Here is a 26,718-nt window from a genome sequence, read left to right as displayed (position 1 = left end):
TCCCTTTTAGTCTACAGGTTATCCCAATTATTCCTTAGTTGTCTCAACTTCAACATTCAATTTATCTGCTGATTGATGATCATCATCATCTTCTGTATCACGCATTTCAATTTCTGTATCGTCGCTAGACATCATTTTAACGTCCATACCTAAACTTTGCAGCTCTTTAATCAATACTTTGAATGATTCAGGAACGCCTGGTTCTGGAACATTTTCGCCTTTAACAATTGCTTCATAAGTCTTAACACGTCCAACAACATCATCAGACTTCACTGTTAAGATTTCTTGAAGAGTATAAGCAGCACCGTAAGCTTCAAGTGCCCAAACCTCCATCTCACCGAAACGCTGTCCACCGAACTGAGCTTTACCTCCAAGAGGTTGCTGCGTTACAAGTGAGTATGGTCCAGTAGAACGAGCATGAAGTTTATCGTCAACCATGTGCGCAAGTTTGATCATATACATGACACCAACAGATACGCGGTTATCGAATGGTTCACCAGTACGTCCGTCATACAGGATTGTTTTCGCGTCATTTGCCATACCAGCTTCTTCAATTGTGCCCCAAACATCTTCCTCACGAGCACCATCGAATACTGGTGTTGCAATGTGAATGCCCAGGTATCTTGCTGCCATACCAAGATGAAGCTCTAATACCTGACCGATATTCATACGAGATGGTACCCCTAATGGGTTTAACATAATATCGATTGGCGTACCGTCTGGTAAGTAAGGCATATCTTCTTCTGGTAAAATACGAGAAATAACACCTTTGTTACCGTGACGTCCGGCCATCTTGTCACCTTCAGAAATTTTACGTTTTTGAACGATATATGCACGTACAAGTTGATTCACACCTGGTGGCAATTCATCGCCATCTTCACGGTTGAATACTTTTACGTCTAAGATAATACCGCCACCACCGTGTGGTACACGTAGTGATGTATCACGTACTTCACGCGCTTTTTCTCCAAAGATAGCATGTAATAGACGTTCTTCAGCTGTTAATTCTGTTACACCTTTAGGTGTTACTTTACCAACAAGTAAATCTCCATCTTTTACTTCAGCACCAACGCGAATAATACCGCGCTCGTCAAGGTTACGTAATGCGTCTTCCCCAACGTTTGGAATGTCACGTGTAATTTCTTCTGGTCCAAGCTTCGTATCACGAGCTTCTGATTCATATTCTTCAATATGAATAGAAGTGTACACATCATCTTTTACAAGGCGCTCACTCATGATAATCGCATCCTCGTAGTTATAACCGTCCCAAGTCATGAAGCCAACAAGCACGTTACGTCCAAGTGCTAGTTCACCTAATTCCATAGAAGGACCATCCGCAAGGATTTCACCTTTTACAACTTCATTTCCAACACTTACGATTGGACGTTGGTTGTAACAAGTTCCTTGGTTAGAACGAATGAATTTTTGCATTTTGTAGCGATCTAAGTCGCCTTTTACTGTTTGACCGTCAACTTCTACATAGCGACGTACCCAAACTTCACGTGCTTCTACGCGCTCAACAACACCAGGATGTTTACAGATTACTGCAGCACCCGAGTCTTTTGCTGATACGTACTCCATACCTGTACCTACAATCGGAGATTCCGGATTCATTAACGGAACCGCCTGACGTTGCATGTTCGCTCCCATAAGTGCGCGGTTAGAGTCATCGTTTTCTAAGAACGGAATACAAGCTGTCGCTGCCGACACTACTTGTTTTGGAGATACATCCATGTAGTCGATGCGTTCTCTATTTGTGACAATATTTTCGCCACGGAAACGAGCTACGATATCTTCACTTAGGAATTCACCTTCATCAGATAATTTCATATTCGCTTGGGCTACAACATAGTTATCTTCTTCATCTGCTGTTAAATAATCAACATGCCCTGTTACAAGACCAGTTTCTGGGTCAACACGACGGTATGGTGTTTCAATGAAACCAAACTCATTTACTTTCGCGAACGAAGATAATGAGTTAATCAAACCAATGTTTGGTCCCTCTGGTGTTTCAATCGGACACATACGACCATAGTGGGAGTAATGAACGTCACGTACTTCAAAGCCTGCGCGCTCACGCGTTAAACCACCAGGTCCTAATGCAGATAGTCTTCGTTTGTGAGTTAACTCTGCTAATGGATTTGTTTGGTCCATGAACTGAGATAACTGAGAACTTCCGAAGAACTCTTTAATAGATGCAATAACAGGACGAATATTAATTAGTGCCTGTGGTGTAATTGCATTTGTATCTTGGATCGACATTCTCTCACGAACAACACGTTCCATACGAGAAAGGCCGATACGGAATTGGTTTTGTAATAGTTCTCCAACAGAACGCAGACGACGGTTTCCTAAATGGTCAATATCATCTGTATCTCCTACTTTGTATAGTAGGTTGAAGAAGTAACTGATAGAAGCAAGGATATCACCTGGTGTGATGTGTTTCACATCACGAGTAATGTTTGCATTACCAATTACATTAATTACGCGTTCGCCTTCCGACTCAGGAGCATAAATCTTAATAGATTGCAGCTCAACATCGCCTTCTACCACTCCACCCATTGGTTTCGCTGTTTTGAATCCAATGTTTTTCTCTAAGTAAGGTAAAATGCGATCAAGTGTACGACGATCTAAGATTGTTCCTTCTGCCGCTAAAATTTCACCAGTTTCTGGATCCACTAATGTTTCAGCTAAACGTTGATTAAACAATCTGTTTTTAATGTGTAACTTCTTGTTGATCTTATAGCGACCTACATTTGCTAAATCGTAGCGCTTTGGATCGAAGAAACGAGACACAAGTAAGCTCTTAGCATTTTCTACTGTTGGTGGTTCACCAGGACGTAGACGCTCATAAATTTCAAGCAATGCTTTTTCTGTGCTATCTGTGTTGTCTTTTTCTAATGTGTTGCTTAAGTATTCGTTATCACCTAAAAGCTCGGTGATTTCTTGATCAGAGCCAAACCCTAATGCGCGTAACAAAACAGTTACAGGAAGTTTACGCGTACGGTCAATACGCACATATACAACATCCTTAGCATCTGTCTCATACTCTAACCAAGCTCCGCGGTTTGGAATTACAGTAGCAGTAAAACCACGTTTTCCGTTTTTATCCACTTTGCCACTATAGTATACGCTTGGAGAGCGAACTAACTGGGAAACGATAACACGTTCTGCACCGTTAATTACGAATGTTCCAGTCTCTGTCATGAGTGGGAAATCTCCCATGAACACATCTTGTTCTTTTACTTCACCAGTTTCCTTGTTGATTAGACGCACTTTTACACGAAGTGGTGCTGCATACGTCACATCACGCTCTTTGCATTCGTCTACAGAGTATTTAGGTTCACCTAAGCTGTAGTCGATAAATTCAAGCGATAGATTTCCCGTAAAGTCTTCAATCGGAGAAATGTCTTGGAACATTTCTCGCAAACCCTCATCAAGAAACCACTGATAAGAAGAGGTTTGAATTTCGATAAGATTTGGTAACTCTAATACTTCACTAATACGGGCATAACTTCTTCGTTGGCGGTGGCGTCCGTATTGAACTAGTTGACCTGTCAACTGCTTCACCCCTCAAATCATGAGTATTATAAATGCACAAAAAAATTTGTGCAAAATCACAAATAAATACAACTACTGCTATTAGCGTAGTCTTTTTCTCTTAAAGATAAATACGTTGAGTCTTTCTACCTGCTCAAAAAAGAAAAATGGCTTCTATAAGAAAACCATCATTCTGTTTCATAATCTGCTGATTTTACTATCTTTTCCAAGAGAAACAAAAATATACATCTTTCTCAACGCAGAAAATCATATATTGGCATTGTATAATGTTAACATAGCCAAAAATAACCGTCAACGTTTTTTTGATTTTATGATATAATATCCTTTTTTCTTTTCTACAACCTCAACTTCAGAAAATACTTCCTCTAGTTTTTTCAGCGCAGATGGTGCACCTTGCTTCTTTTGAATAACAATCCAAAGTTCTCCACCTGGAACTAAATACTCCACAGCTTTTTCTAAAATTTCATGTACGACATCTTTACCCGCACGAATTGGAGGGTTAGATAGAATAGCAGCATACTTGCCATCTACATTTTCATAGACGCTACTTTGAAAAATACGTATATTCTCGATTTTGTTATTAGCGGCGTTTTCTTTCGCAAGTCCAAGCGCCCTTTCATTCACATCCACCATGTGAACTTCACGACCTTGAAACTCTTTCGCTAGCGACAAACCAATAGGACCGTATCCGCAACCTACATCTAATATATTACCTTTAATATCTGGCATTTGAAAAGCTTCAATTAAAAGACGGGAACCAAAGTCCACTTCGTTTTTCGAGAACACCCCATGGTCGGATAAGAAAGTAAATTGAGATCCACGAAGTGCAAATTCCCATCGCTTACGATCACTTTTACTAGAAGGGTCGTTAGAAAAATAATGGTCTGCCATATGGCCACCTCTCTTCTTTACAGTTAAAAAAAAAGCTCGCATGAGAGCGAGCTTTTTTTAAAGCATCAAAAGTTAATTACTTAACTTCTACAGCAGCGCCAACTTCTTCAAGTTTAGCTTTGATTTCTTCAGCTTCTTCTTTAGCAGCAGCTTCTTTGATTACTTTTGGAGTGTTGTCAACTAATTCTTTAGCTTCTTTTAAGCCAAGACCAGTGATTTCACGAACAACTTTGATAACTTTGATTTTTTGTGCACCAGCGCTAGTTAGTTCCACATCAAATTCAGTTTTCTCAGCAGCAGCTTCTCCAGCGCCACCAGCAACAGCTACAGGAGCAGCAGCAGTTACGCCGAATTCTTCCTCGATAGCTTTTACTAAGTCGTTAAGTTCTAATACAGTCATAGATTTAACTGCTTCAATGATTTGTTCTTTAGTCATTGTAAATATCCTCCCTTAAATAGGTTTGTATTGTTTTATCGATAATACGTAATTATCTTTTAAAAAATTAAGCGCCTTGCTCTTCCTTTTGTTCTGCAACTGCTTTAGTAGCAAGTGCAAGGTTACGGATTGGAGCTTGAAGAACGCTAAGAAGCATAGAAAGTAAGCCTTCACGTGATGGAAGAGTAGCGATTGCTTTAACCTCATCAAGTGTTACAAGTTTACCTTCGATTACGCCCGCTTTAATTTCTAAAGCTTCATGATTTTTAGCGAAGTCGTTTAATACTTTCGCAGGAGCAACTACATCCTCGTTACTGAACGCGATTGCGTTTGGTCCTGTTAAGAATTCGTTTAACTCAGCCATTTCAGCAGATTCTGCAGCACGACGAGTTAGAGAGTTTTTGTAAACTTTGAACTCAACGCCAGCTTCACGTAATTGCTTACGTAATTCTGTTGCTTCAGAAACCGTTAAACCACGGTAGTCAACAACGATCGTAGATTTACTAGCACGAAGTTTGTCCGCGATTTCAGTTACAACTTGTTGTTTAGTTTCGATTACTTTGCTCATGTTATTACACCTCCTGTAGATTATATAGAAGATGTACCGAAAGTGCACTAAAAACCTCCATGCCCAACTTGTAGACATGGAGGCATATAGTCACAGAAAAAAAATTCCGTTTCGTATATTAACACCTAGGTAGGAAATTAAGTCTATTGACACCTACTGTCTACGGTACACTATTTAAATTCACAACATAAATGATTATATTAAATCTTCTTTATGAAGTCAACTTCCAATTTTTACGCTAATGTAGAAACGTCTACACGTACGCCAGGTCCCATTGTAGAAGCAACTGTTACGTTCTTCATGTAAGTACCTTTTGCAGCAGATGGCTTAACTTTTAATAAAGTATCAGCGATTGTTTTGAAGTTTTCTACTAATTTAGCATCTTCGAAAGATACTTTACCGATTGGAACGTGGATGTTACCAGCTTTATCAACGCGGTATTCAACTTTACCAGCTTTGATTTCGTTAACAGCTTTAGTTACATCGAAAGTAACTGTTCCAGTTTTAGGGTTTGGCATTAAACCTTTAGGTCCTAATACGCGACCAAGTTTACCAACTTCACCCATCATGTCAGGAGTTGCTACTACTACATCGAAATCGAACCAACCTTGTTGGATTTTACCGATGTAATCAGTATCGCCTACGAAGTCAGCTCCAGCAGCTTCAGCTTCTTTAGCTTTTTCACCTTTAGCGAACACTAATACACGTTGTACTTTACCAGTACCGTGCGGAAGAACAACTGCACCACGGATTTGTTGGTCAGCTTTCTTAGGGTCAACACCTAAACGGAATGCAGCTTCTACAGTTGCATCAAATTTAGCTGTGTTTGTTTTCTTTACTAATTCTACCGCTTCTGTTGCAGAGTAAGCAGCTGCACGGTCAACAAGCTTTGCAGCTTCTACGTACTTTTTACCTCTTTTAGCCATTTTTATTTCCTCCTCGAATGTGGTTTTAGCGGAATAACCTCCCACGTTTACGCCTGTTTTCAGGTATAACCTGAGGATGAGCGCCATCCATTTATTTAAAAACGATAATCATTTACGATAATAAAGGTTGCGAATTGGAATTCCAGACCCGCAACCTTTTTTTAAAAACAAATCGAATTAGTCTTCGATAACGATGCCCATACTGCGTGCAGTACCTTCAACCATACGCATTGCAGCTTCTACGCTAGCAGCGTTTAGGTCAGGCATTTTAGTTTCAGCGATTTCGCGTACTTTATCACGCTTAACAGTTGCCACTTTATTACGATTTGGTTCACCAGAACCAGACTCAATACCAGCTACTTTCTTAAGAAGAACAGCAGCAGGAGGAGTTTTAGTAATGAAAGTGAATGAACGGTCCTCAAATACCGTAATTTCAACAGGGATGATAAGACCAGCTTGATCTGCTGTACGAGCGTTAAACTCTTTACAGAAGCCCATGATGTTAACACCTGCTTGTCCTAATGCTGGACCAACTGGTGGAGCTGGGTTAGCTTTACCTGCAGGAATTTGAAGCTTTACCATTTTAATTACCTTTTTAGCCACGAGACACACCTCCTTAAGTCCGTGATGTGGTCAATTGGACAGTGATTTGCCCTCCCACGTCATATTTTATCTGTAAGGATAAAATCTTTCAAAAAACGCCTCCGATAATGAAGACGTACTGACTTAAAAGATATTATCACTTTTTACAATTCATTTCAAGTTTCATTTTATAATTTTTCAATTTGATGGAAGTCAAGTTCAACTGGAGTCTCGCGACCAAACATGTCCACAAGTACACTAACCTTTTTCTTCTCCACATCAATTTCTTCAATAGCACCTGTATAATCTGCGAATGGCCCCTCATTTACACGTACTGTCTCATGAAGTTCAAAGTCGAAATCAACCACTTCGTTGTCCATTCCCATATGTTTCATAATGGTAACAACTTCCTCTTCTAATAGAGGCGATGGCTTAGATCCAGAACCAGAAGAACCAACGAACCCAGTTACACCCGGCGTGTTACGTACAACATACCAAGAATCATCAGTCATGATTAATTCTACTAATACATAACCTGGGAACACTTTTCTTTTCATTAATTTTTCTTTTCCGTTTTTCATTTCTACTTCTACTTCTTCCGGGACAACAACACGGAAAATTTTATCTTGCATACCCATTGATTCTACACGCTTCTCTAGGTTTGCTTTTACTTTATTTTCATATCCAGAATAAGTATGGACAACATACCAACTTTTTTCCATTCATTTAGGACGAGCGTCCTTCCCTCCCTGACGTACATTTTTTTGCGCAAATGAAAAAACCCGTTCACCGGGCTTTTACACAGTTCTTATAAATAACATTATATCATGGATAAGTGCTTCTTATTCAAGAATTAACCAAGAATTAACCGAATTAAAGAAGAAATGCCCATATCAACTACTGCGAAGAAAATCGCAAAGAACACAACTGTAGCAACAACAGTCGCTGTTGAGCGGAGTAATTCATCTTTTTTAGGCCAACTTACTTTTTTCATTTCGCGACCTACATCGCCGAAAAAGTTCGTTAAACGCATCTGCGGGACCTCCAGTGTATTATTTCAATTATTTATTTTGTTTCCTTGTGAACTGTATGCTGATTGCATGTTTTACAAAACTTTTTTATTTCAAGTCGCTCTATTGAGCTCGTATCTTTCATAGTAGAGTAGTTTCGATTTTTACACTCTTCACATGAGAGTACAACTTTTTTCCTCATTAGTTACACCAACCTTGTAACATTATGTCCCTAAAAATGTATCATACAATAAAAGACAATGTCAATGACATGCATTTTGTACGCTCTACAAAAGAAAACAGGTGATTTATTTTACACCTGTTGTACTTGTTATTTGTTATGAATTTAAAGTTGTACTTTCTCGCATTTCCATATATCGTTCCAATTTCCTCTTCACCCGCTGTAAAGCGTTATCAATAGATTTCACATGTCTGTTTAACTGTTCTGAAATCTCTTGATAAGAACGCCCATCTAGATATAAAGAAAGTACTTTTCTTTCTAAATCGCTTAATAATTCTGATATTTTTGATTCTATGTCTGTATATTCTTCTTGGCTAATAATCATCTCTTCAGGATCAGTTACCTTCGCTTCAGAAATAACATCCAATAATGTTCGATCAGATTCCTCATCGTAAATCGGCTTATCTAAAGACACATATGAATTTAAGGGAATATGTTTTTGTCTTGTTGCCGTTTTAATAGCGGTAATAATTTGTCGAGTGATACACAGTTCAGCAAATGCTTTGAATGAAGACAGCTTGTCCTCTTTATAATCACGAATTGCTTTAAACAACCCTATCATACCTTCTTGAACAATGTCTTCTCGATCGGCACCCACTAAAAAGTAAGATCTTGATTTCGCGCGAACAAAGTTCTTATACTTGTGAATTAAATATTCTAGAGCGTCAGTATTACCTTTTCGAACTAACTCAACGATTGCCTCATCCTCTAAATCACGAAATGTAACGTCGCCTACACTTACGAAGCCTGCTTCCACCTTGATCCCTCCGACCGCTATTTATTTAGCAATATTATACAGTAAAAAGACAAAGAGCGTCAATGCTTCAACGCTCTCCTCTTCTTAATTTTTCTAATTTTTCTGTAATATCTTTACTAAATATCTTTCGCATGGCGGGTTGCTGTTCTTTCGTGTCTTTTGTACGCCTTCTTACTTGTTGCTCCATTGCCTGTACTTCCAACTCTAATTCACGCGCAGATTTCCGAAGGGCACCTTGCGCAAATATAACCCATTGTTCCGTGTAATCAGAAGTCGCAACATATATTCGTGTATTTATATTTCTAAGCTCTATCGCAAGTTGCTCTATCTTTTCATCTGCAGTTTGATTCTTTCGTGTGAATATTACTTCCACACGAGATTGTTTCATCTTTTTTTCAATACCATGTACTGTATAGGCATCAAAGACTATCATCACTTTTGTGCCTGTATAACCTTGATAATCCGCCATCTTATCAATAAGTGCATCTCTTGATGATTGTAAATCTACATCCCGCAGTTTCTTCAAATCTCCCCAAGCTCCGATAATGTTGTAACCGTCAACGATTAAAATATCGTTCATCTTTTATTTACCAATTTCGTGACGTTTACGATATACCTCATACATTAACAAACTTGCGGCTACGGAAGCATTTAAGGATGTAACTTTACCAACCATCGGTAGAGTGATTAGGAAATCACACTTTTCACCAATAATACGGCTCATACCTTTTCCTTCACTACCAATTACTAACCCAATCGGCATTTTACCATCTAAATTACGATAATCCGTTTTTCCTTTGGCATCTGTACCAGCAATCCAAAGTCCACGTTCTTTTAATTCATCAATTGTACGGGATAAGTTCGTTACGCGTGCAACAGGAATGTATTCAATTGCTCCTGTTGATGCTTTCGCAACTGACGCTGTAAGCCCCACAGCCCTTCTCTTTGGAATAATAATCCCATGAGCTCCTGTCGCATCAGCAGTACGCATAATAGAACCTAAGTTATGCGGATCTTCAATCTCATCTAAAATTAAGAAGAATGGATCTTCATTACGTTTTTCTGCCACTTTGAATAAATCTTCTAACTCCGCATACTGATATGCAGCTACTTGAGCGATTACACCTTGATGATTACCCTCAACTAATTGATCTAACTTTTTCTTTGGTGCATGTTGTAAAATAACCTTATTTTCTTTCGCTAACGCTAGTACAATCTGCACTTGTCCTTTGGCAGCACCTTCTGCGATCCAAATTTTATTAATATCTCTCCCTGATCGTAACGCTTCAATTACAGGGTTACGTCCGATAATATATTCACTACTCATGATGATGTGCCCCCTTCCTTTTCTTCTAAAACTGCAATTGCCTTATATACAATTTCGTCTAATCTTTCACGGTTATTTAATAAATGATGATAACCAATTAGCGCTTCAAAGGCTGTACTATGTCGATATGTTTGTACATCCGTATTTTTCGGAACCGTACCTGAATTTGCATTACGTCCTCTTCTTAATACCGCCTCTTCTTCCTCTGTCAAAAACGACGTCTCTAATAAATGATAAACAACTTTCGCCTGTGCTTTTGCTGAAACAAAGCTCGTCCCTAAGCGATGTAATTGATTAGGGCGAACCTTTCCTTTTTGAAGGAGGTGATAGCGGATATATTGTTCATATACCGCATCACCCATATACGCTAACGCCAAGCTGTTTAATTGCTTTGCATCAATCATCCTTATCCTCTTTTCCATCTTGTACCTTGAGCGGTATCTTCTAAAATAATATTACGTCCTTTTAAATCGTCACGAATTTGATCAGACAATGCGAAATCGCGATTTTTACGAGCCTCAATGCGCTTTTGGATAAGTTCTTCAATTTCTTCATCCAGCAATTCTTCTTGCGTTAATTCTAATCCTAAAATATCAAATAACGTTTCCAATTGTTTTACGTATGCTTCGATCACAACTTTAGATGTATGCTCTTCAAGTAAATATTGATTTGCATAATTGGCTACATTGTATAATTCGGTAATTGCATTCGCAGTGTTAAAGTCATCATTCATTGCCTCTTCAAATGCAGTCTGGAATTTCTCTATTTCAACTAACCATTTCTCATTATGGTCTGTTAAATCCGTACTGCTTTCCATACGATGCTTTAAGTTTCCATAAGCTGTTTTAATTCTTTCCAGCCCATTATTCGTACTTTGTAATAACTCTTCACTAAAGTTAATCGGATGACGATAGTGTACTGATAACATAAAGAATCTAATTAACTGTGGGTCGTATTGCTTAATAATATCGTGAACTAAAATAAAGTTACCAAGCGATTTAGACATCTTCTCATTGTTAATATTAATATATCCATTATGCATCCAGTAACGTGCAAACGTTTTTCCAGTCAATGCTTCCGACTGCGCAATTTCATTTTCATGATGCGGGAACGCCAAGTCTTGACCACCAGCATGAATGTCAATTGTATCCCCTAAGTACTTACGTGCCATTGCTGAGCATTCAATATGCCACCCTGGACGCCCTTGCCCCCAAGGGCTTTCCCAGAAGATTTCTCCTTCTTTCGCAGCTTTCCATAAAGCAAAATCAAGAGGGTCTTGTTTCTTTTCCCCTACCTCAATACGAGCACCGTGACGTAAATCTGCGATTGGTTGATGTGATAATTTACCGTAACCTTCGAATTCCTTCGTTTTAAAGTACACATCACCCTCTGATTCGTATGCATACCCTTTATTCACAAGTTCTTGAATAAATTCAATAATGATATCCATATTTTCTGTTACACGAGGATGGACTGTTGCGTGTTTGCAACCTAGCGCTGTTACATCTTCAAAGTACGCTTCAACAAAACGATCAGCAATTGTCGGTACATCTTCACCTAATTCATTTGCCGCTTTAATTAATTTATCATCTACGTCCGTAAAGTTCGATACGTATTGCACATCGTACCCTTTATATTCTAGATAGCGACGTACTGTATCGAATACCATAGGAGGTCTTGCATTGCCAATATGAATGTAGTTATAGACTGTAGGTCCGCATACATACATCTTTACCTTATTTTCTTCTAATGGAACAAACTCTTCTTTTTGACGTGTTAACGTATTATAAATGTGAATAGTCATTTTTATCCTTCCTTTCTACCTTTACTTCCAGTTGTTTCTTCAATTTATCAAGTTCTACTTCCATAGCCTTTAATTTATCAAAAATTGGATCCGGAAGGTCAGAGTGATTTAATTCTTGACCAATCTTTACTCCATTTTGAATAACGACTCGGCCAGGTATACCTACAACTGTAGAATGTGCAGGAACTTCTTTTAATACGACAGACCCTGCCCCGATTTTAGAATTCTCTCCCACAGTAATAGAACCAAGGACTTTAGCACCCGTCGCAATTAATACATTATCCTGAATTGTTGGATGCCTCTTGCCTTTTTCTTTTCCTGTACCACCTAATGTAACCCCTTGATAAATTGTTACATTATCACCAATTTCACAAGTTTCTCCAATTACAACTCCCATTCCATGGTCTATGAAAAAGCGTCGACCAATAGTTGCTCCTGGATGAATCTCAATGCCAGTAAAAAAACGACTAACTTGTGAAACAAAACGTGCAAGAAAGAAAAAATCCCTTTTATAAAAAGCATGTGCAATTCGATGAGCCCAAACTGCATGTAATCCAGAGTAAGTTAAAATGACTTCGAAATAACCTCTTGCCGCTGGATCCTGTTCAAAAACGACTTCAATATCTTCCCGAAGCCTCTTAAACATCGATGTTCCCTCCCCTTTATGGGCTGCTTTTTCGAGTGAACTAACTCCCTACTTATCTCCCTAAATCTTTATACACGTAGATAAAATTTATACTCATACCCAGTTTTACGGTATAAAAAAAGAACGCCTCTGTCATATTGACAGAGACGCCTTTTAAGCGCGGTTCCACTCTGTTTAGGCTAAAAAAGCCTCAAACTCATCTCTGATAACGGTGTACACCGCTTCTGCTTACTTTAACGCCTTAAGATGTTTCACAAAACATTTTGCTGTTCAGCAGAAGACTCGAAGGGGCATTTCAAAAACCCGCTTATAAACCACTTCCAGCCTAAAGGTGGTTCTCTCTGTAAAAAGCCTGATTTTCTACTTCTCCTTCTCGTCGCTTTTCCTTATTAGGTTTTAAGTATACTTATTATATTTCTAAACCTAGAAAATGTTAACCAATTACTTTTTGAAGACGATTTAAAACTTTTTCTTTTCCAAGAAGTGCAATAGCATTAGGAAGCTCTGGGCCATGTGTTTGACCAGTAGTTGCAACACGGATTGGCATAAATAAGTTTTTACCTTTATGACCTGTTTCCTTTTGAACTGCTTTAATAGCCGCCTTAATTGCTGCTGGTTCCATCGCCTCTAGTGCTTCTACTTGACCAGCAAATGCACGAAGTACTTCTGGTACTTGTTCACCTTTTAATACTTCTTGTCCTTCTTCTTCATGATCAACATGATCTTTGAAGAACATTTCAGAAAGCTCTACAATTTCAGCTCCAAAACTCATTTGTTCATGATATAACGCAATTACATCACGAATCCAAGCTTGCTCTTGTTCACTTAAAGTTTCACCTATACGTCCAGCTTTCACTAGATGCGGTAAGCTTAATTCTACCACCGTATCTAAATCTTGCTTTTTCATATATTGGTTGTTCATCCATTTTAATTTTTGAGAATCAAATAATGCAGGTGATTTTGATAAACGAGCTGCATCGAACATTTTGATAAACTCTTCTTGAGAGAAGATTTCTTCTTCTCCTACCGGCGACCAACCTAGTAGTGCAATAAAGTTAAAGATTGCTTCTGGAAGATATCCAAGCTCTTTATATTGCTCAATAAATTGAATAATAGATTCATCACGCTTACTTAATTTTTTACGGCTTTCATTTACAATTAAAGTCATATGGCCAAATTGCGGGATATCCCAACCGAAAGCTTCATAAATCATCATTTGTTTTGGCGTATTTGAAATATGGTCATCACCACGAAGTACATGTGTAATTTCCATTAAGTGATCATCTACTGCTACCGCAAAGTTATAAGTTGGAATTCCATCTTTTTTCACGATAACGAAATCACCGAAATCATTTGAATGGAATGCTACTTCATCTTTTACGATATCTTTAAATGTGTAATCACGATCAGCTGGTACACGGAAACGAATACTTGGAATACGTCCCTCAGCTTCAAATTCTTTCATTTGTTCTTCAGTTAAATCACGGTGGTTACCTGCATAACGAGGTGTTTCACCACGAGAAATTTGTCCTTCACGCTCTGCTTCTAGCTCTTCTTCTGTCATATAACATTTGTAAGCTAAACCACGCTCTAATAAATCTAGATATAATTTTTTATAAATATCTAAACGCTCTGTTTGACGATATGGTCCAAATTCACCACCAACATCAACACCTTCATCCCAGTCCATACCGAGCCATTTCAAGTATTTTAATTGGCTTTCTTCTCCACCAGCCACGTTACGTTTTACATCAGTATCTTCAATACGAATAATAAACTTGCCATCTAAATGACGAGCAAATAAATAATTAAATAATGCCGTACGCGCATTTCCGATATGTAAGTGTCCTGTTGGACTTGGCGCATAGCGCACTCTCACTTGCTTTTCCATAATTGGTACACCTTCCATTCTTAATGTCTACACATTCTATAATTGTACAACAAAAAAATGTGATTATCCATCTTACGAATTAAAAACCATTATTTTTTCTGTAATAATACCACTGCTTGAGAAGCAATTCCTTCTTCTCTACCTGTAAATCCTAATTTCTCTGTTGTTGTTGCCTTTACATTAATGTTATCTATAGACGTTTCTAACAGTTCACTAATACGTTTACGCATACTTTCAATATGCGGTGCCATTTTTGGCTTTTGAGCAATAATTGTACAATCTAAGTTCCCTAACTCGTAACCTTGTTCACGCACAAATTCCCAAACTTTTTGTAACAATACAGCTGAATCTGCATCTTTAAAAGCTGGGTCTGTATCAGGAAAATGCTTTCCAATATCTCCTGCTGCAATGGCACCTAAACATGCATCAGCAATCGTATGTAACAATACATCTGCATCTGAATGACCGATTAATCCTTTCTCGTGTGGAATTGTAATTCCGCCAATAATTAACGGTCTACCTTCCGCAAATTCATGCACATCAAAACCTTGTCCAATTCGAAACATTCTTTACATCCTCCTTGAGCTAAACCACTGAGCTTTATGACTCTATATTATATTGATATCCCTACAAAGAAAAGCCCGGCCATTGCCGAGCTTTCCTTTGTTATACACCATCACGGCTATTTTTTCTGAACATGAAGGAAACTTTCAGCAATTAGTAAATCCTCTGGAGTCGTCACTTTAATATTATAGTAACTCCCCTCTACTACACCTACTTGCTTACCAATACGTTCCACGAGACTTGCATCATCTGTACCAAGAAAACAACTCTGTTTTGCACTTCTATGAGCTTCTAACAAAAGAGAAACAGAGAACCCTTGCGGTGTTTGTACAGCCTTAAGCTGAGATCGTTCTACCGTTTCGACAACAACACCTTGCTCTACTTTCTTAACTGTATCCTTTACTGGCACTGCACAAATGGAAGCTCCATATTTTTCTGCTGCTGTTAATACGTCTTGAATCACTTTATTCGTTACGAATGGGCGCGCTCCGTCATGTACAAGAACGTATTCAACATCACTCGCATGCTGAATCGCGTTATATACACTATCTTGTCTTTCGGCTCCACCCTGAATAAATTGTACCTGTTTTTCAATCGGATACTTCTGCATTAATTCCTCAAAATACGGGCGTTCCTCTTCGTTAATTGCCATAACAATACTTTTGCACTCTTTATCTCTTTCAAAAGCACGTAATGTATGAACGATAATCGGTACTTCGTTTATAAGTAAGAACAACTTATTTTTGCCAGCACCCATCCGCTTTCCTTGGCCGGCTGCCGGAATAATTAATGTATACATATTAATAATCCTCTACCTATAATGCTTTTTCTAATAATTTACGTTTTGCGAAAATCATACGACCAGCCGATGTTTGTAATACGCTAGTAACCAGTACATTAAGTTGCGAACCTACATACTCTCTACCATCTTCTACTACAATCATCGTACCATCATCTAAGTACGCAACACCTTGGTTTTGCTCTTTACCATCTTTCACAACATAAACATTTAATTCTTCGCCAGGGAGTACAACTGGTTTAATTGCATTAGCTAAATCATTAATGTTTAACACCGTTACTCCTTGTAATTCAGAAACTTTATTTAAGTTGAAATCATTCGTTACTACAGTTCCACCGGTGATTTTTGCTAACTTTACAAGTTTGCTATCCACCTCTTGGATATCCTCGAAATCGCCTTCATAAATTTCTACCGGAATCGGCATCTCTTTTTGAATACGATTTAAAATGTCTAGTCCTCTGCGACCACGATTACGCTTTAAAGCATCGGAAGAATCGGCAATATGCTGAAGCTCTTCTAATACGAATTGTGGAATCACAATTGTTCCTTCCAAAAACTTCGTTTGGCAAATATCAGCAATACGTCCATCGATAATTACACTCGTATCGAGAATTTTCCAATGAGTCGTAGATTTTTCTGCTTCTACCTCTTCGTTCTCGCTATTATTTTTCTTCTTACCTCCGCGTTGGGGTAATGTAAATAATCCTAGCAATTCATTCCTCTTTTTAAATCCTACTTGGAATCCTAAATATCCAAGTAAAAGAGTGAAGAACACTTGCAACACCGTACTAATAACCGGAATTGTAAATTCACGAATCGGTATTAAAATTAAATATGCAACAATAAGACCAGAGATCAATCCTAATGTACCAAATAAAACATCTGCTACAGGCGCCTTTACAAGAGCCTCTTCAATATGCTTAATAAGTTGAACAATATAATCTACAAGCCAAAATGTTGTTAAAAATAAAATAATTGCACCAATAATCGCACGAACATACGATCCTTCCAATAAAGGAACAGCACCGATGTCTAATACATTAATAACTTTTGGGATTAAGTAAATCCCTAACGCTCCCCCGATTACTAGAAAGAAGAGCTGTACGATCCGTTTTAACATCCAACCACCTCCTACTCATTATTAACCATTGTTTCGCTAATCAAAACGCCGAATGCAAAAGCGGACGTGTTTTTTTTTATAAATAGTTTTATTTACCAATATATCATATCATATACCAAAAATGTTCTAGTGTCGTTATATTATGGAATCAATGTAATATTCTTAATTGTGTCTACTCATATAGAGATGCTCTTGAATTCTTTTTAGGCCTTCTCGTATTTTCTTCGCCCTTACTTCCCCAATTCCTTCCACATCATCCAATTCATGAATCGTCGCGCGACAAACTCCTTGCAACGTTTTGAATCGATTAATTAAATTTTCAATGATAAGTGGCGGAACACGAGAGATTTTGCTTGTAATTCGATATCCCCTTGGCGTCACACTTTCTTCTAAACTAGTTTGCCCTGGATAGCCAAGTAATTTAACTAAATCACTATCCTCTAAAAGTTGTGTATTTGCAAGGTCCTGTAACTTTTTCAAAATTTGATGATGGTCTTGTGTTTTCTCCTGATGGTAATCTTTAATTAACAATGCTGCCTCTGCTTCTAAATCAGCTAGTAATTCTGTAAGCTGTAAACGAATTAACCTACCTTCTGTTCCTAGCTCATGAATATAGCTCAATATTTCATTTTTAATACGCAGTACCATTTCAACACTATGTAAAACGTGAACTACCTCAGACATTGTAACGACCTCTTCAAATTCTAGAATACCCAAATTCGTAATACCATCATTCCATACAGCCTTATATTTTTCTAACGTTTGAATAGCTTGGTTTGCCTTTGTTAAAATAACCCCTATATCTTTTAGTGTATAACGTAAGTTCCCTTGATATAGCGTAATTACGTTACGTCTTTGTGAAATGGCCACAACAAGGCTGCCCGTCTGCTTCGCTACACGTTCTGCTGTTCGGTGACGCATACCGGTTTCAATAGAATCAATAGATGCCTCTGGAACTAACTGTGCATTCGCTATTAAAATTTTACTTCCCGTTTCATTTAAAATAAGTGCCCCGTCCATTTTTGCTAATTCATATAAACTAGCAGGAGAGAATGCACAATTAATGTGAAAACCACCATCCACAATACTTTTAATCTGCTCATTATATCCAAGAACAATTAGCCCCCCTGTTTGTGCGCGAAGTACATTATCTATCCCTTCACGCAGTGGTGTTCCTGGGGCCACGAGCTGTAAAATATTAATCATACTTTTGACACGTTGCTTATTTTCTTCCATAGCCTAGCCTCCTAATGTCAAACGAAGCGCTTCTCCTAAATTAGAAACACCTACAACCTCAATCCCATCCGGAATTGTCCATCCTCCTAAGTTTTTTCTAGGAATAATAACACGTTGAAATCCTAATTTAGCCGCTTCTTGTACACGTTGTTCGATTCTTGATACTCTTCTTATTTCTCCAGTTAATCCTACTTCTCCTATTACTGCATCAGTTGGTGCCGTAGATTTATCCCTAAAACTTGAGGCTATACTTAAAGCCACTGCTAAATCAATTGCCGGTTCGTCTAATTTCAAACCACCAGCTACTTTTAAATATGCATCTTGATTTTGCAATAGTAAACCTGTTCTTTTTTCTAATACTGCCATAATAAGCGAAACACGGTTATGATCAATTCCCGTCGCCATTCTTCGAGGATTTCCAAAACTAGTAGGGGAGATTAATGCTTGTATTTCTACTAAAACCGGTCTTGTTCCTTCCATTGAAGCAACTACTGTTGATCCTGCAACACCAACCGGCCTTTCCTCAAGGAAGATTTCAGAAGGATTTAAAACTTCCGCAAGACCAAGCTCTTTCATTTCAAAGATACCCATTTCATTCGTGGAACCAAAACGGTTCTTCACAGCCCGTAAAATACGATACGTATGGTGTCGATCTCCTTCAAAGTAAAGAACTGCATCGACCATATGTTCTAACATACGAGGTCCTGCAATTGCTCCTTCTTTTGTCACATGCCCGACAATGAAAATAGGGATTCCTTTTGTTTTTGCAAGTTTCATTAATTCCGCTGTACATTCACGTACTTGTGCCACACTTCCTGGTGCTGACGTCACTTCAGGTAAATGTATCGTTTGAATAGAATCAATAACAACAAAAGCTGGATTCATCTCTTCAATATGTGCTGCAATACGCTGCAGGTCTGTCTCTGCTACAACAAATAGATTGCTACCCTTTACATGCAAACGATCTGCACGAAGTTTAATCTGCTTTGCCGACTCCTCACCCGATATGTATAATACATCATATGAAGAATCTGCTAATTGTGATGAAATCTGTAATAGTAATGTTGATTTTCCAATCCCAGGGTCTCCACCAATAAGCACTAAGGACCCATCTACAATTCCACCACCAAGCACACGATTAAACTCTTGAAATTCCGTTTCAATACGTGCCTCAGACTTTGTTTCTACTTCGGTAAGACGTCTTGGTTTTGTTACTTCCGTTTGAATTGCATTCGCGTAATTAAGGCGCCTAGATGATACAACTGGCTCCATTTCTTCAACAAGTGTATTCCATTGACCACATCCAGGACATTTACCCATATATTTTGGTGACTGATAACCACATTCTTGACATATAAATTTCGTTTTCTTTTTAGCCATACCTTTTTATAGTTCACTTCACTTTCGTCTATAAACGTTTATCCTTCTCGTACAAGAAAGAGGGCTATCGCGTAGCCCTCTTTGTTTGTCTATACTTATTTTACCTTTTCCGCACTATGAATGACAAATGATTCTCCTTCTACATCAAAGATAACTTTTTGTCCTTTCTCAATAGCACCTTTTAAAAGTTCTTCTGATAGTCTATCTTCTACATGTTTCTGAATTGCTCTGCGAAGTGGACGAGCGCCATACTCACGATCAAATCCTTTATCTGCAATAGCTGAAATTGCCCCTTCCGTTAAGTGCAATTCGATTTCTTGTTCTTTTAAGCGATTTACTAACTGATTTACCATAAGAGTTACAATCTCTTGAATATGTTTTTTCTCAAGCATATGGAATACGATAATTTCATCAATACGGTTTAAGAATTCTGGACGAAATGCCTTTTTCAACTCATCCATTACTTTACCTTTCATATCCGAATAATCACGGCTTTCATCTTGGACATTAAATCCAAGATGTTTGTTACGTTTTAACGCCTCGGCACCAACGTTAGACGTCATAATAACAATTGTATTACGGAAATCAACTGTACGTCCTTTAGAATCTGTTAAACGACCATCTTCTAATACTTGTAGTAGAATATTAAATACATCCGGATGAGCTTTCTCTACCTCATCTAATAATACAACTGAATATGGCTTGCGACGAACTTTCTCTGTTAATTGTCCACCTTCTTCATATCCAACATATCCTGGAGGAGAACCAACTAAACGGGAAGTAGAATGCTTCTCCATATACTCTGACATATCGATGCGAATCATTGCATCTTCATCACCGAACATAGATTCTGCTAGTGCTCTTGCAAGTTCTGTTTTACCTACACCTGTTGGTCCTAAGAAAATAAATGAACCAATCGGGCGCTTCGGATCTTTTAATCCTGCTCTTGCACGACGAACAGCTTTTGCTACTGCTACTACTGCTTCATCTTGACCAATCAAACGATCATGAAGAATGGATTCTAAATTTAATAATTTATCAGTCTCTGTTTGTGCAAGTTTAGAAACTGGGATACGCGTCCATGTAGAAACGACATTTGCAATATCTTCTACCGTAACCTCTGAATTTTCTTTTCCTTGTTGCTCTTTCCATTGACGTTTTGTATCTTCTAACTTCTCACGTAAGCGTTGCTCCATATCACGTAAGGATGCAGCCTTTTCAAATTCTTGACTTTGTACAGCTGCATCTTTTTCTTTTCGAATCTCCTCAAGCTTCACTTCAAGCTCTTTTAAGTTTGGTGGTGTTGTATAAGAACGTAAGCGAACTTTTGAAGCAGCTTCATCAATTAAATCAATTGCTTTATCCGGTAAAAAGCGATCTGTAATATAACGATCTGAAAGTTTTACAGCTGCATCAATAGCGTCATCTGTAATAGATACACGGTGATGCGCCTCATAACGATCACGTAAACCTTTCAAGATTTGAATCGATTCTTCTAAACTTGGCTCATCAACATGAATTGGTTGAAAACGTCTTTCTAAAGCCGCGTCTTTTTCAATATATTTACGATACTCATCTAAAGTTGTTGCCCCAATACATTGTAGCTCTCCTCGTGCTAAAGATGGTTTTAAAATATTCGATGCATCGATTGCACCTTCTGCTCCACCTGCACCAATTAATGTATGAAGCTCATCAATAAATAGAATAATATTGCCTGCTTGGCGAATTTCATCCATCACTTTCTTTAAACGATCTTCAAATTCACCGCGATATTTTGTTCCAGCTACCACTGTACCCATATCTAGTGTCATAACACGCTTATCTCTTAAAGTTTCAGGAACTTCATTATTTACAATTTGCTGTGCTAATCCTTCTGCAATTGCCGTTTTACCTACACCAGGCTCACCAATTAATACTGGGTTATTTTTCGTTCTACGGCTTAATACCTCAATTACACGTTGAATTTCTTTACCGCGTCCAATAACAGGGTCTAAGCGATTTTCACGTGCAACAACTGTTAAGTCCCTTGCTAAACTGTCCAGTGTCGGTGTATTTGCATTTGTTGCTGAACCACCTTGATGACCTGAACTAGCTTCATTACTTCCAAGAAGTTGTAACACTTGTTGTCTTGCTTTATTTAGACTTACACCTAAATTATTTAAAACACGTGCGGCTACACCTTCACCTTCACGGATTAAACCGAGTAAAATGTGTTCTGTTCCAACGTAAGAATGGCCTAGCTTACGCGCTTCATCCATAGATAATTCAATAACCTTTTTAGCACGAGGTGTATAATGTACAGTTTGAGAAGCTTCTGTTCCTCGCCCAATTAACGCTTCTACTTCTTTTTGAACTTTCTCTGGACTTAATCCAAGAGCAATTAATGCTTTTGCTGCAATTCCTTCACCTTCGCGTACAAGCCCAAGTAAAATATGTTCTGTTCCAATATTATTATGCCCAATACGAATTGCTTCCTCTTGAGATAAAGCTAACACTTTCTGTGCTCTTTCTGTAAATCTTCCAAACATCATAGAAATCGCCTCCTACTTGCGCTTAGTTTTTTTCAATACTTAATCGCTCACGGATTAAGGTTGCTCTTCGATAATCTCTTTCTTCTGGCCCTAAAGGTCCACCTGCGTATTGTTGTAAAATACCTGGTTGCGTAAGAACCATTAGCTCAGTCAAAATATTTCTCGATATACCTTTTATATATCCTAGATCAATACCAAGTCGTACATCTGATAAGCAATTGGCTGCTTCTGCAGATTGAATTAAACGACTGTTTGCTAGTATGCCGTAAGAACGATAAACCTTATCTTCAAGTTCAATACTTGAATTTTGTACAATTAATTCTCTAGCCATTTTTTCTTGCTGTATAATTTGTTGAATGACACTCTTTAAATCTGCAATAATATCTTCTTCAGACTTTCCTAGCGTCATTTGATTTGAAACTTGAAATATATTACCTAACGCTTCGCTACCTTCACCGTATATTCCTCTTACTACTAACCCTAATTTTTGAATTACTTGTATAATACGGCTAATTCTTTTTGTTAAAACCAGTCCCGGTAAATGTATCATCACAGAAGCTCTTAACCCTGTGCCAACATTAGTAGGACAACTCGTAATATATCCAAGTGATTCATCAAAAGCGTATTCAACTTCTTTCTCAATCCAATTATCTATTTGATTGGCACTTTGAAGTGCCTCTGATAACTGTAATCCTGAAAATAGGCACTGAATCCGAATATGGTCTTCTTCATTAAGCATAACACTAATATGTTCACTTTCTGATAGTAGACATGCTCCATATTCTGTCCCTGCAAGATTTGGACTAATTAAATGCTTTTCGACTAAAACTCTCCTTTGAAGAGGGGTTAATTCATTCATCTTTAATAGTCCAAACTCCCCAAAAGACCCTACTGCTTTATTTATGAATTTCTTTTTGAATAATTCATGAATCTGTTTAGCTTCTTCTTCGTTTTGCATAGTGGAAAATTGATATTGTTTAAAGTTACGAGCCAAACGAATTCGACTACTTAAAACAATATCAGAATCAGGGCCATCCCCCTTCATCCATGGACTAATTGCTTCGTTCATAATTTTGTCCAGTGACATAGAACTATTCCCCCTCTCTATGCTCACTAAGCTGTATTTCAAGACCTCGGATCTTATCTCTTACTTCTGCAGCTTTCTCAAATTCCTCTTTCTGTACGTATTGTTTCAGAATAAGTTTTAGTTCATCTAATTCTTTCTTTAAGTGGATATTTCCTTCTATACGTTCCGGAATTTTCCCACAATGTTCTGTATGCCCACCGTGAAGGCGTTTTAATAATGGCTTTAAATGCTCCTTAAATGTATCGTAACAAGAATAACAGCCAAAACGTCCGACTTTTGTAAATTGTTCATATGTCATCTTACAATCTGGACATCTTACTATATCTGCATTTGAAAATCCATTTTTTCCTTCTTCAAACATTGTTGATTCACCGTGTAATAAACCAGCAAATAAATCATGAAATGAAAAGTTAGACTGCGATGATGGAAAGAAAGACGTATAGCCACTTTGCTCTGCACATTGCTCACAAAGATGAACTTCCGCCTTCTTCTCGTTAATTACTTTTGTATAATGTAAAGTTGCTGGTCTTATATTACAGTTTTGACAAGTCATCACTATCCCCACCTTTACAACAGGAACGCTCTATCTCATGGTACTTTTCATACATTACTAGATTGTTCGCTTTCCTGAATCCGTTTAAATAAAAGTGCATGTTCTTTTTCAAAACTTCTACAATATTTAACTGCTTTATCTTAGTTATCAATCTTTTACAAAAGTTATATTTATTTATATTTCAGTGTTCTTAACATTGCGCATAATATTCGAGCCCTAAGTTCATCTCGAGAAGGAACATCCATTGATAATACAGAACGATCTATTACGCTTAACATCAGTTTCGCTTCACGATTTGTTATAATTCCCTCTTCTATTAAACGTATAATCATACTTTCTGCATTCCCTTGCGCAACGCTATGATCAATCATATGAAGCATTTGATCAATAATATCTATATCGTCATGCAGTTTGACTTTTATAATGCGAATGTAACCTCCTCCACCACGTTTACTTTCTACTACAAATCCTCTTTCTAACGTAAAACGGGTATTGATTACATAATTGATTTGAGATGGTACGCACTCGAATCGATCCGCAATCTCATTTCTCTTGATTTCAATCACATTATTATTACTTAAGTCAATAACTTGCTTTAGATATTGCTCAATGATATCAGATATATTTCTCATTTATCCGCCACCTTTATTGACTTTGACTATCTTTGACTTTAATTATATACGTATTAATAAAATTTGCAACTCTTTTGCTTATTCACTATCCTAGCCACATTCCCCTGTATTTAAACAAAATATGAATACTTTAAACACATTTTTTATTACTATGGATTATAAAATAAAACACGAAAAAACACGAAAAAACACGAGTCATTTGACTCGTGTTTTAGTTGCTTGGCGACGTCCTACTCTCACAGGGACAAGGTCCCAACTACCATCGGCGCTAGAGAGCTTAACTTCCGTGTTCGGTATGGGAACGGGTGTGACCTCTCTGCCATCATCACCAAACTATTGAAGGCATATTCCTTCAAAACTAGATAACATTTGCTACATATTATATGGTTAAGTCCTCGATCTATTAGTATTCGTCAGCTCCACATGTCACCATGCTTCCACCTCGAACCTATCAACCTGATCATCTTTCAGGGATCTTACTAGCTTACGCTATGGGAAATCTCATCTTGAGGGGGGCTTCATGCTTAGATGCTTTCAGCACTTATCCCTTCCGCACATAGCTACCCAGCTATGCCCTTGGCAGAACAACTGGTACACCAGCGGTGCGTCCATCCCGGTCCTCTCGTACTAAGGACAGCTCCTCTCAAATTTCCTACGCCCACGACGGATAGGGACCGAACTGTCTCACGACGTTCTGAACCCAGCTCGCGTACCGCTTTAATGGGCGAACAGCCCAACCCTTGGGACCGACTACAGCCCCAGGATGCGATGAGCCGACATCGAGGTGCCAAACCTCCCCGTCGATGTGGACTCTTGGGGGAGATAAGCCTGTTATCCCCGGGGTAGCTTTTATCCGTTGAGCGATGGCCCTTCCATGCGGAACCACCGGATCACTAAGCCCGACTTTCGTCCCTGCTCGACTTGTAGGTCTCGCAGTCAAGCTCCCTTATGCCTTTGCACTCTACGAATGATTTCCAACCATTCTGAGGGAACCTTTGGGCGCCTCCGTTACACTTTAGGAGGCGACCGCCCCAGTCAAACTGCCCACCTGACACTGTCTCCCGGGTCGATAAGACCCGTAGGTTAGAATTTCAATACAGTCAGGGCGGTATCCCACCAGCGCCTCCACCGAAGCTAGCGCTCCGGTTTCAATGGCTCCCGCCTATCCTGTACAAACTGTACCAAAATTCAATATCAGGCTACAGTAAAGCTCCACGGGGTCTTTCCGTCCTGTCGCGGGTAACCTGCATCTTCACAGGTACTATAATTTCACCGAGTCTCTGGTTGAGACAGTGCCCAAATCGTTACACCTTTCGTGCGGGTCGGAACTTACCCGACAAGGAATTTCGCTACCTTAGGACCGTTATAGTTACGGCCGCCGTTTACTGGGGCTTCAGTTCAGAGCTTCGCTTACGCTAACCCCTCTCCTTAACCTTCCAGCACCGGGCAGGTGTCACCCCCTATACTTCGCCTTACGGCTTCGCAGAGAGCTGTGTTTTTGCTAAACAGTCGCTTGGGCCTATTCACTGCGGCTTTCCGTTAAGAAAGCACCCCTTCTCCCGAAGTTACGGGGTCATTTTGCCGAGTTCCTTAACCAGAGTTCTCTCGCACACCTTAGGATTCTCTCCTCGCCTACCTGTGTCGGTTTGCGGTACAGGCACCTTTTATCTCGCTAGAAGCTTTTCTTGGCAGCGGGGAATCAAAGACTTCGCTCCATAAGGAGCTTCCCCATCACAGCTCAGCCTTCACGATAAGCGGATTTGCCTACTTATCAGCCTAACTGCTTGGACGTGCACAACCAATCGCACGCTTCTTCTATCCTTCTGCGTCCCTCCATTGCTCAAACGATAAAGAGGTGGTACAGGAATATCAACCTGTTGTCCATCGCCTACGCCTGTCGGCCTCGGCTTAGGTCCTGACTAACCCTGAGCGGACGAGCCTTCCTCAGGAAACCTTAGGCATTCGGTGGACGGGATTCTCACCCGTCTTTCGCTACTCATACCGGCATTCTCACTTCTAAGCGCTCCACCAGTCCTTCCGGTCTGACTTCACTGCACTTAGAACGCTCCCCTACCACTGATACCATCGGTATCAATTCGCAGCTTCGGTGGTGTATTTAGCCCCGGTACATTTTCGGCGCAGAGTCACTCGACTAGTGAGCTATTACGCACTCTTT

25 protein-coding genes, 2 rRNA genes and 2 other annotated features (1 of these 29 running past the window's edge) are annotated in these 26,718 nt (G+C 38.8%); all 27 genes read right to left on the bottom strand.

Translation table 11 applies throughout. The features are described 5' to 3' along the window. Window positions 1-27: 27 nt before the first annotated feature. Entirely contained in the window at window positions 28-3,561 is a 3,534-nt protein-coding gene (gene rpoB, locus BCG9842_RS00560; protein ID WP_000147553.1) for a DNA-directed RNA polymerase subunit beta, read from the bottom strand. 291 nt (window positions 3,562-3,852) lie between these two features. After that, window positions 3,853-4,452 (bottom strand): class I SAM-dependent methyltransferase, encoded by a 600-nt coding sequence (locus BCG9842_RS00555; protein WP_000763259.1) that lies wholly within the window; start codon window positions 4,450-4,452, stop codon window positions 3,853-3,855. A 76-nt stretch (window positions 4,453-4,528) separates the two neighbouring features. Continuing rightward, the gene (gene rplL / locus BCG9842_RS00550; protein ID WP_000159736.1) at window positions 4,529-4,888 is read right to left on the bottom strand and encodes a 50S ribosomal protein L7/L12; all 360 of its coding nucleotides are present in this window, start codon (window positions 4,886-4,888) and stop codon (window positions 4,529-4,531) included. Between the two features lie 67 nt (window positions 4,889-4,955). After that, window positions 4,956-5,456, bottom strand: coding sequence for a 50S ribosomal protein L10 (rplJ, locus tag BCG9842_RS00545; protein WP_000048717.1), 501 nt, complete (start codon window positions 5,454-5,456; stop codon window positions 4,956-4,958). A gap of 39 nt (window positions 5,457-5,495) precedes the next feature. Further along, window positions 5,496-5,640 (bottom strand) — a sequence feature (ribosomal protein L10 leader region). 49 nt (window positions 5,641-5,689) lie between these two features. Next, window positions 5,690-6,382 carry a 50S ribosomal protein L1 gene (rplA, locus tag BCG9842_RS00540; RefSeq protein ID WP_002084079.1) on the bottom strand — a complete coding sequence of 231 codons (693 nt, stop codon included), beginning with the start codon at window positions 6,380-6,382 and terminating at the stop codon, window positions 5,690-5,692. Window positions 6,383-6,559: 177 nt separating this feature from the next. Beyond that, entirely contained in the window at window positions 6,560-6,985 is a 426-nt protein-coding gene (rplK, locus tag BCG9842_RS00535) for a 50S ribosomal protein L11 (RefSeq protein ID WP_001085872.1), read from the bottom strand. A gap of 167 nt (window positions 6,986-7,152) precedes the next feature. After that, complete coding sequence (gene nusG, locus BCG9842_RS00530) at window positions 7,153-7,686, bottom strand: transcription termination/antitermination protein NusG (RefSeq protein ID WP_000415794.1); 534 nt, start codon at window positions 7,684-7,686, stop codon at window positions 7,153-7,155. Between the two features lie 131 nt (window positions 7,687-7,817). Continuing rightward, window positions 7,818-7,997 (bottom strand): preprotein translocase subunit SecE, encoded by a 180-nt coding sequence (gene secE / locus BCG9842_RS00525; RefSeq protein ID WP_001241323.1) that lies wholly within the window; start codon window positions 7,995-7,997, stop codon window positions 7,818-7,820. Window positions 7,998-8,029: 32 nt separating this feature from the next. Then, window positions 8,030-8,176 carry a 50S ribosomal protein L33 gene (rpmG, locus tag BCG9842_RS29025; protein WP_014481927.1) on the bottom strand — a complete coding sequence of 49 codons (147 nt, stop codon included), beginning with the start codon at window positions 8,174-8,176 and terminating at the stop codon, window positions 8,030-8,032. A 136-nt stretch (window positions 8,177-8,312) separates the two neighbouring features. Next, window positions 8,313-8,972: an RNA polymerase sporulation sigma factor SigH gene (locus BCG9842_RS00520; protein WP_000387198.1), complete on the bottom strand. Its 660-nt coding sequence runs from the start codon at window positions 8,970-8,972 to the stop codon at window positions 8,313-8,315. Between the two features lie 67 nt (window positions 8,973-9,039). Beyond that, a complete protein-coding gene (locus BCG9842_RS00515) occupies window positions 9,040-9,552 on the bottom strand; it encodes an NYN domain-containing protein (RefSeq protein ID WP_000997887.1) in 513 nt (170 codons plus the stop codon). A 3-nt stretch (window positions 9,553-9,555) separates the two neighbouring features. After that, a complete protein-coding gene (gene rlmB / locus BCG9842_RS00510; protein ID WP_000093762.1) occupies window positions 9,556-10,299 on the bottom strand; it encodes a 23S rRNA (guanosine(2251)-2'-O)-methyltransferase RlmB in 744 nt (247 codons plus the stop codon). Further along, window positions 10,296-10,703 carry a Mini-ribonuclease 3 gene (locus tag BCG9842_RS00505; RefSeq protein WP_000564265.1) on the bottom strand — a complete coding sequence of 136 codons (408 nt, stop codon included), beginning with the start codon at window positions 10,701-10,703 and terminating at the stop codon, window positions 10,296-10,298. The genes rlmB and BCG9842_RS00505 overlap by 4 nt, the downstream gene beginning before the upstream one ends. Window positions 10,704-10,705: 2 nt before the next feature. Then, on the bottom strand, window positions 10,706-12,103 hold the full coding sequence (cysS, locus tag BCG9842_RS00500) for a cysteine--tRNA ligase (protein ID WP_000152281.1): 1,398 nt from the start codon (window positions 12,101-12,103) through the stop codon (window positions 10,706-10,708). After that, entirely contained in the window at window positions 12,084-12,749 is a 666-nt protein-coding gene (gene cysE / locus BCG9842_RS00495; RefSeq protein ID WP_000476495.1) for a serine O-acetyltransferase, read from the bottom strand. Before cysE ends, cysS begins: the two co-directional genes overlap by 20 nt. 139 nt (window positions 12,750-12,888) lie before the next feature. Next, window positions 12,889-13,135, bottom strand: a binding site (T-box leader). A 47-nt stretch (window positions 13,136-13,182) separates the two neighbouring features. After that, on the bottom strand, window positions 13,183-14,640 hold the full coding sequence (gene gltX / locus BCG9842_RS00490) for a glutamate--tRNA ligase (RefSeq protein WP_000415149.1): 1,458 nt from the start codon (window positions 14,638-14,640) through the stop codon (window positions 13,183-13,185). An 89-nt stretch (window positions 14,641-14,729) separates the two neighbouring features. Continuing rightward, window positions 14,730-15,206, bottom strand: a complete 477-nt coding sequence (gene ispF / locus BCG9842_RS00485; RefSeq protein WP_000488386.1) for a 2-C-methyl-D-erythritol 2,4-cyclodiphosphate synthase — start codon at window positions 15,204-15,206, stop codon at window positions 14,730-14,732. 116 nt (window positions 15,207-15,322) lie between these two features. Then, window positions 15,323-16,003: a 2-C-methyl-D-erythritol 4-phosphate cytidylyltransferase gene (gene ispD, locus BCG9842_RS00480; RefSeq protein WP_000288312.1), complete on the bottom strand. Its 681-nt coding sequence runs from the start codon at window positions 16,001-16,003 to the stop codon at window positions 15,323-15,325. 16 nt (window positions 16,004-16,019) lie between these two features. Next, entirely contained in the window at window positions 16,020-17,123 is a 1,104-nt protein-coding gene (locus tag BCG9842_RS00475; protein ID WP_000919681.1) for a PIN/TRAM domain-containing protein, read from the bottom strand. Between the two features lie 162 nt (window positions 17,124-17,285). Beyond that, complete coding sequence (gene disA, locus BCG9842_RS00470) at window positions 17,286-18,359, bottom strand: DNA integrity scanning diadenylate cyclase DisA (RefSeq protein WP_000392164.1); 1,074 nt, start codon at window positions 18,357-18,359, stop codon at window positions 17,286-17,288. 3 nt (window positions 18,360-18,362) lie between these two features. Continuing rightward, window positions 18,363-19,739 (bottom strand): DNA repair protein RadA, encoded by a 1,377-nt coding sequence (gene radA / locus BCG9842_RS00465; RefSeq protein WP_001085199.1) that lies wholly within the window; start codon window positions 19,737-19,739, stop codon window positions 18,363-18,365. A 95-nt stretch (window positions 19,740-19,834) separates the two neighbouring features. Further along, entirely contained in the window at window positions 19,835-22,270 is a 2,436-nt protein-coding gene (gene clpC, locus BCG9842_RS00460; protein WP_000971173.1) for an ATP-dependent protease ATP-binding subunit ClpC, read from the bottom strand. A 22-nt stretch (window positions 22,271-22,292) separates the two neighbouring features. Further along, the gene (locus tag BCG9842_RS00455; RefSeq protein ID WP_000050838.1) at window positions 22,293-23,357 is read right to left on the bottom strand and encodes a protein arginine kinase; all 1,065 of its coding nucleotides are present in this window, start codon (window positions 23,355-23,357) and stop codon (window positions 22,293-22,295) included. A gap of 4 nt (window positions 23,358-23,361) precedes the next feature. Further along, on the bottom strand, window positions 23,362-23,910 hold the full coding sequence (locus BCG9842_RS00450; RefSeq protein WP_000128376.1) for a UvrB/UvrC motif-containing protein: 549 nt from the start codon (window positions 23,908-23,910) through the stop codon (window positions 23,362-23,364). Window positions 23,911-24,080: 170 nt separating this feature from the next. Next, complete coding sequence (gene ctsR / locus BCG9842_RS00445) at window positions 24,081-24,542, bottom strand: transcriptional regulator CtsR (RefSeq protein ID WP_001244560.1); 462 nt, start codon at window positions 24,540-24,542, stop codon at window positions 24,081-24,083. A gap of 217 nt (window positions 24,543-24,759) precedes the next feature. Beyond that, window positions 24,760-24,875: ribosomal RNA gene (gene rrf / locus BCG9842_RS00440) — 5S ribosomal RNA — on the bottom strand. Between the two features lie 50 nt (window positions 24,876-24,925). Next, window positions 24,926-26,718: ribosomal RNA gene (locus BCG9842_RS00435) — 23S ribosomal RNA — on the bottom strand; it runs 1,129 nt beyond the window's last position.

This window comes from Bacillus cereus G9842 (assembly GCF_000021305.1).
In the GTDB taxonomy this organism is placed as follows: domain Bacteria; phylum Bacillota; class Bacilli; order Bacillales; family Bacillaceae_G; genus Bacillus_A; species Bacillus_A thuringiensis_S.
The sequence above is the reverse complement of the archived record's forward strand: the minus strand, read 5'-3'. Positions and strand labels throughout refer to the sequence as shown.

What these genes read in the sequence shown, in the direction of transcription:
- BCG9842_RS00555 (WP_000763259.1), bottom strand. Translation starts at nt 4,452, where the DNA reads ATGGCAGACCATTATTTTTCTAACGACCCTTCTAGTAAAAGTGATCGT.
- rplL (WP_000159736.1), bottom strand. Translation starts at nt 4,888, where the DNA reads ATGACTAAAGAACAAATCATTGAAGCAGTTAAATCTATGACTGTATTA.
- rplJ (WP_000048717.1), bottom strand. Translation starts at nt 5,456, where the DNA reads ATGAGCAAAGTAATCGAAACTAAACAACAAGTTGTAACTGAAATCGCG.
- rplA (WP_002084079.1), bottom strand. Translation starts at nt 6,382, where the DNA reads ATGGCTAAAAGAGGTAAAAAGTACGTAGAAGCTGCAAAGCTTGTTGAC.
- nusG (WP_000415794.1), bottom strand. Translation starts at nt 7,686, where the DNA reads ATGGAAAAAAGTTGGTATGTTGTCCATACTTATTCTGGATATGAAAAT.
- secE (WP_001241323.1), bottom strand. Translation starts at nt 7,997, where the DNA reads ATGCGTTTAACGAACTTTTTCGGCGATGTAGGTCGCGAAATGAAAAAA.
- rpmG (WP_014481927.1), bottom strand. Translation starts at nt 8,176, where the DNA reads ATGAGGAAAAAAGTTGTACTCTCATGTGAAGAGTGTAAAAATCGAAAC.
- BCG9842_RS00515 (WP_000997887.1), bottom strand. Translation starts at nt 9,552, where the DNA reads ATGAACGATATTTTAATCGTTGACGGTTACAACATTATCGGAGCTTGG.
- rlmB (WP_000093762.1), bottom strand. Translation starts at nt 10,299, where the DNA reads ATGAGTAGTGAATATATTATCGGACGTAACCCTGTAATTGAAGCGTTA.
- BCG9842_RS00505 (WP_000564265.1), bottom strand. Translation starts at nt 10,703, where the DNA reads ATGATTGATGCAAAGCAATTAAACAGCTTGGCGTTAGCGTATATGGGT.
- cysS (WP_000152281.1), bottom strand. Translation starts at nt 12,103, where the DNA reads ATGACTATTCACATTTATAATACGTTAACACGTCAAAAAGAAGAGTTT.
- cysE (WP_000476495.1), bottom strand. Translation starts at nt 12,749, where the DNA reads ATGTTTAAGAGGCTTCGGGAAGATATTGAAGTCGTTTTTGAACAGGAT.
- gltX (WP_000415149.1), bottom strand. Translation starts at nt 14,640, where the DNA reads ATGGAAAAGCAAGTGAGAGTGCGCTATGCGCCAAGTCCAACAGGACAC.
- ispF (WP_000488386.1), bottom strand. Translation starts at nt 15,206, where the DNA reads ATGTTTCGAATTGGACAAGGTTTTGATGTGCATGAATTTGCGGAAGGT.
- ispD (WP_000288312.1), bottom strand. Translation starts at nt 16,003, where the DNA reads ATGTATACATTAATTATTCCGGCAGCCGGCCAAGGAAAGCGGATGGGT.
- BCG9842_RS00475 (WP_000919681.1), bottom strand. Translation starts at nt 17,123, where the DNA reads ATGTTAAAACGGATCGTACAGCTCTTCTTTCTAGTAATCGGGGGAGCG.
- disA (WP_000392164.1), bottom strand. Translation starts at nt 18,359, where the DNA reads ATGGAAGAAAATAAGCAACGTGTCAAAAGTATGATTAATATTTTACAG.
- radA (WP_001085199.1), bottom strand. Translation starts at nt 19,739, where the DNA reads ATGGCTAAAAAGAAAACGAAATTTATATGTCAAGAATGTGGTTATCAG.
- clpC (WP_000971173.1), bottom strand. Translation starts at nt 22,270, where the DNA reads ATGATGTTTGGAAGATTTACAGAAAGAGCACAGAAAGTGTTAGCTTTA.
- BCG9842_RS00455 (WP_000050838.1), bottom strand. Translation starts at nt 23,357, where the DNA reads ATGTCACTGGACAAAATTATGAACGAAGCAATTAGTCCATGGATGAAG.
- BCG9842_RS00450 (WP_000128376.1), bottom strand. Translation starts at nt 23,910, where the DNA reads ATGACTTGTCAAAACTGTAATATAAGACCAGCAACTTTACATTATACA.
- ctsR (WP_001244560.1), bottom strand. Translation starts at nt 24,542, where the DNA reads ATGAGAAATATATCTGATATCATTGAGCAATATCTAAAGCAAGTTATT.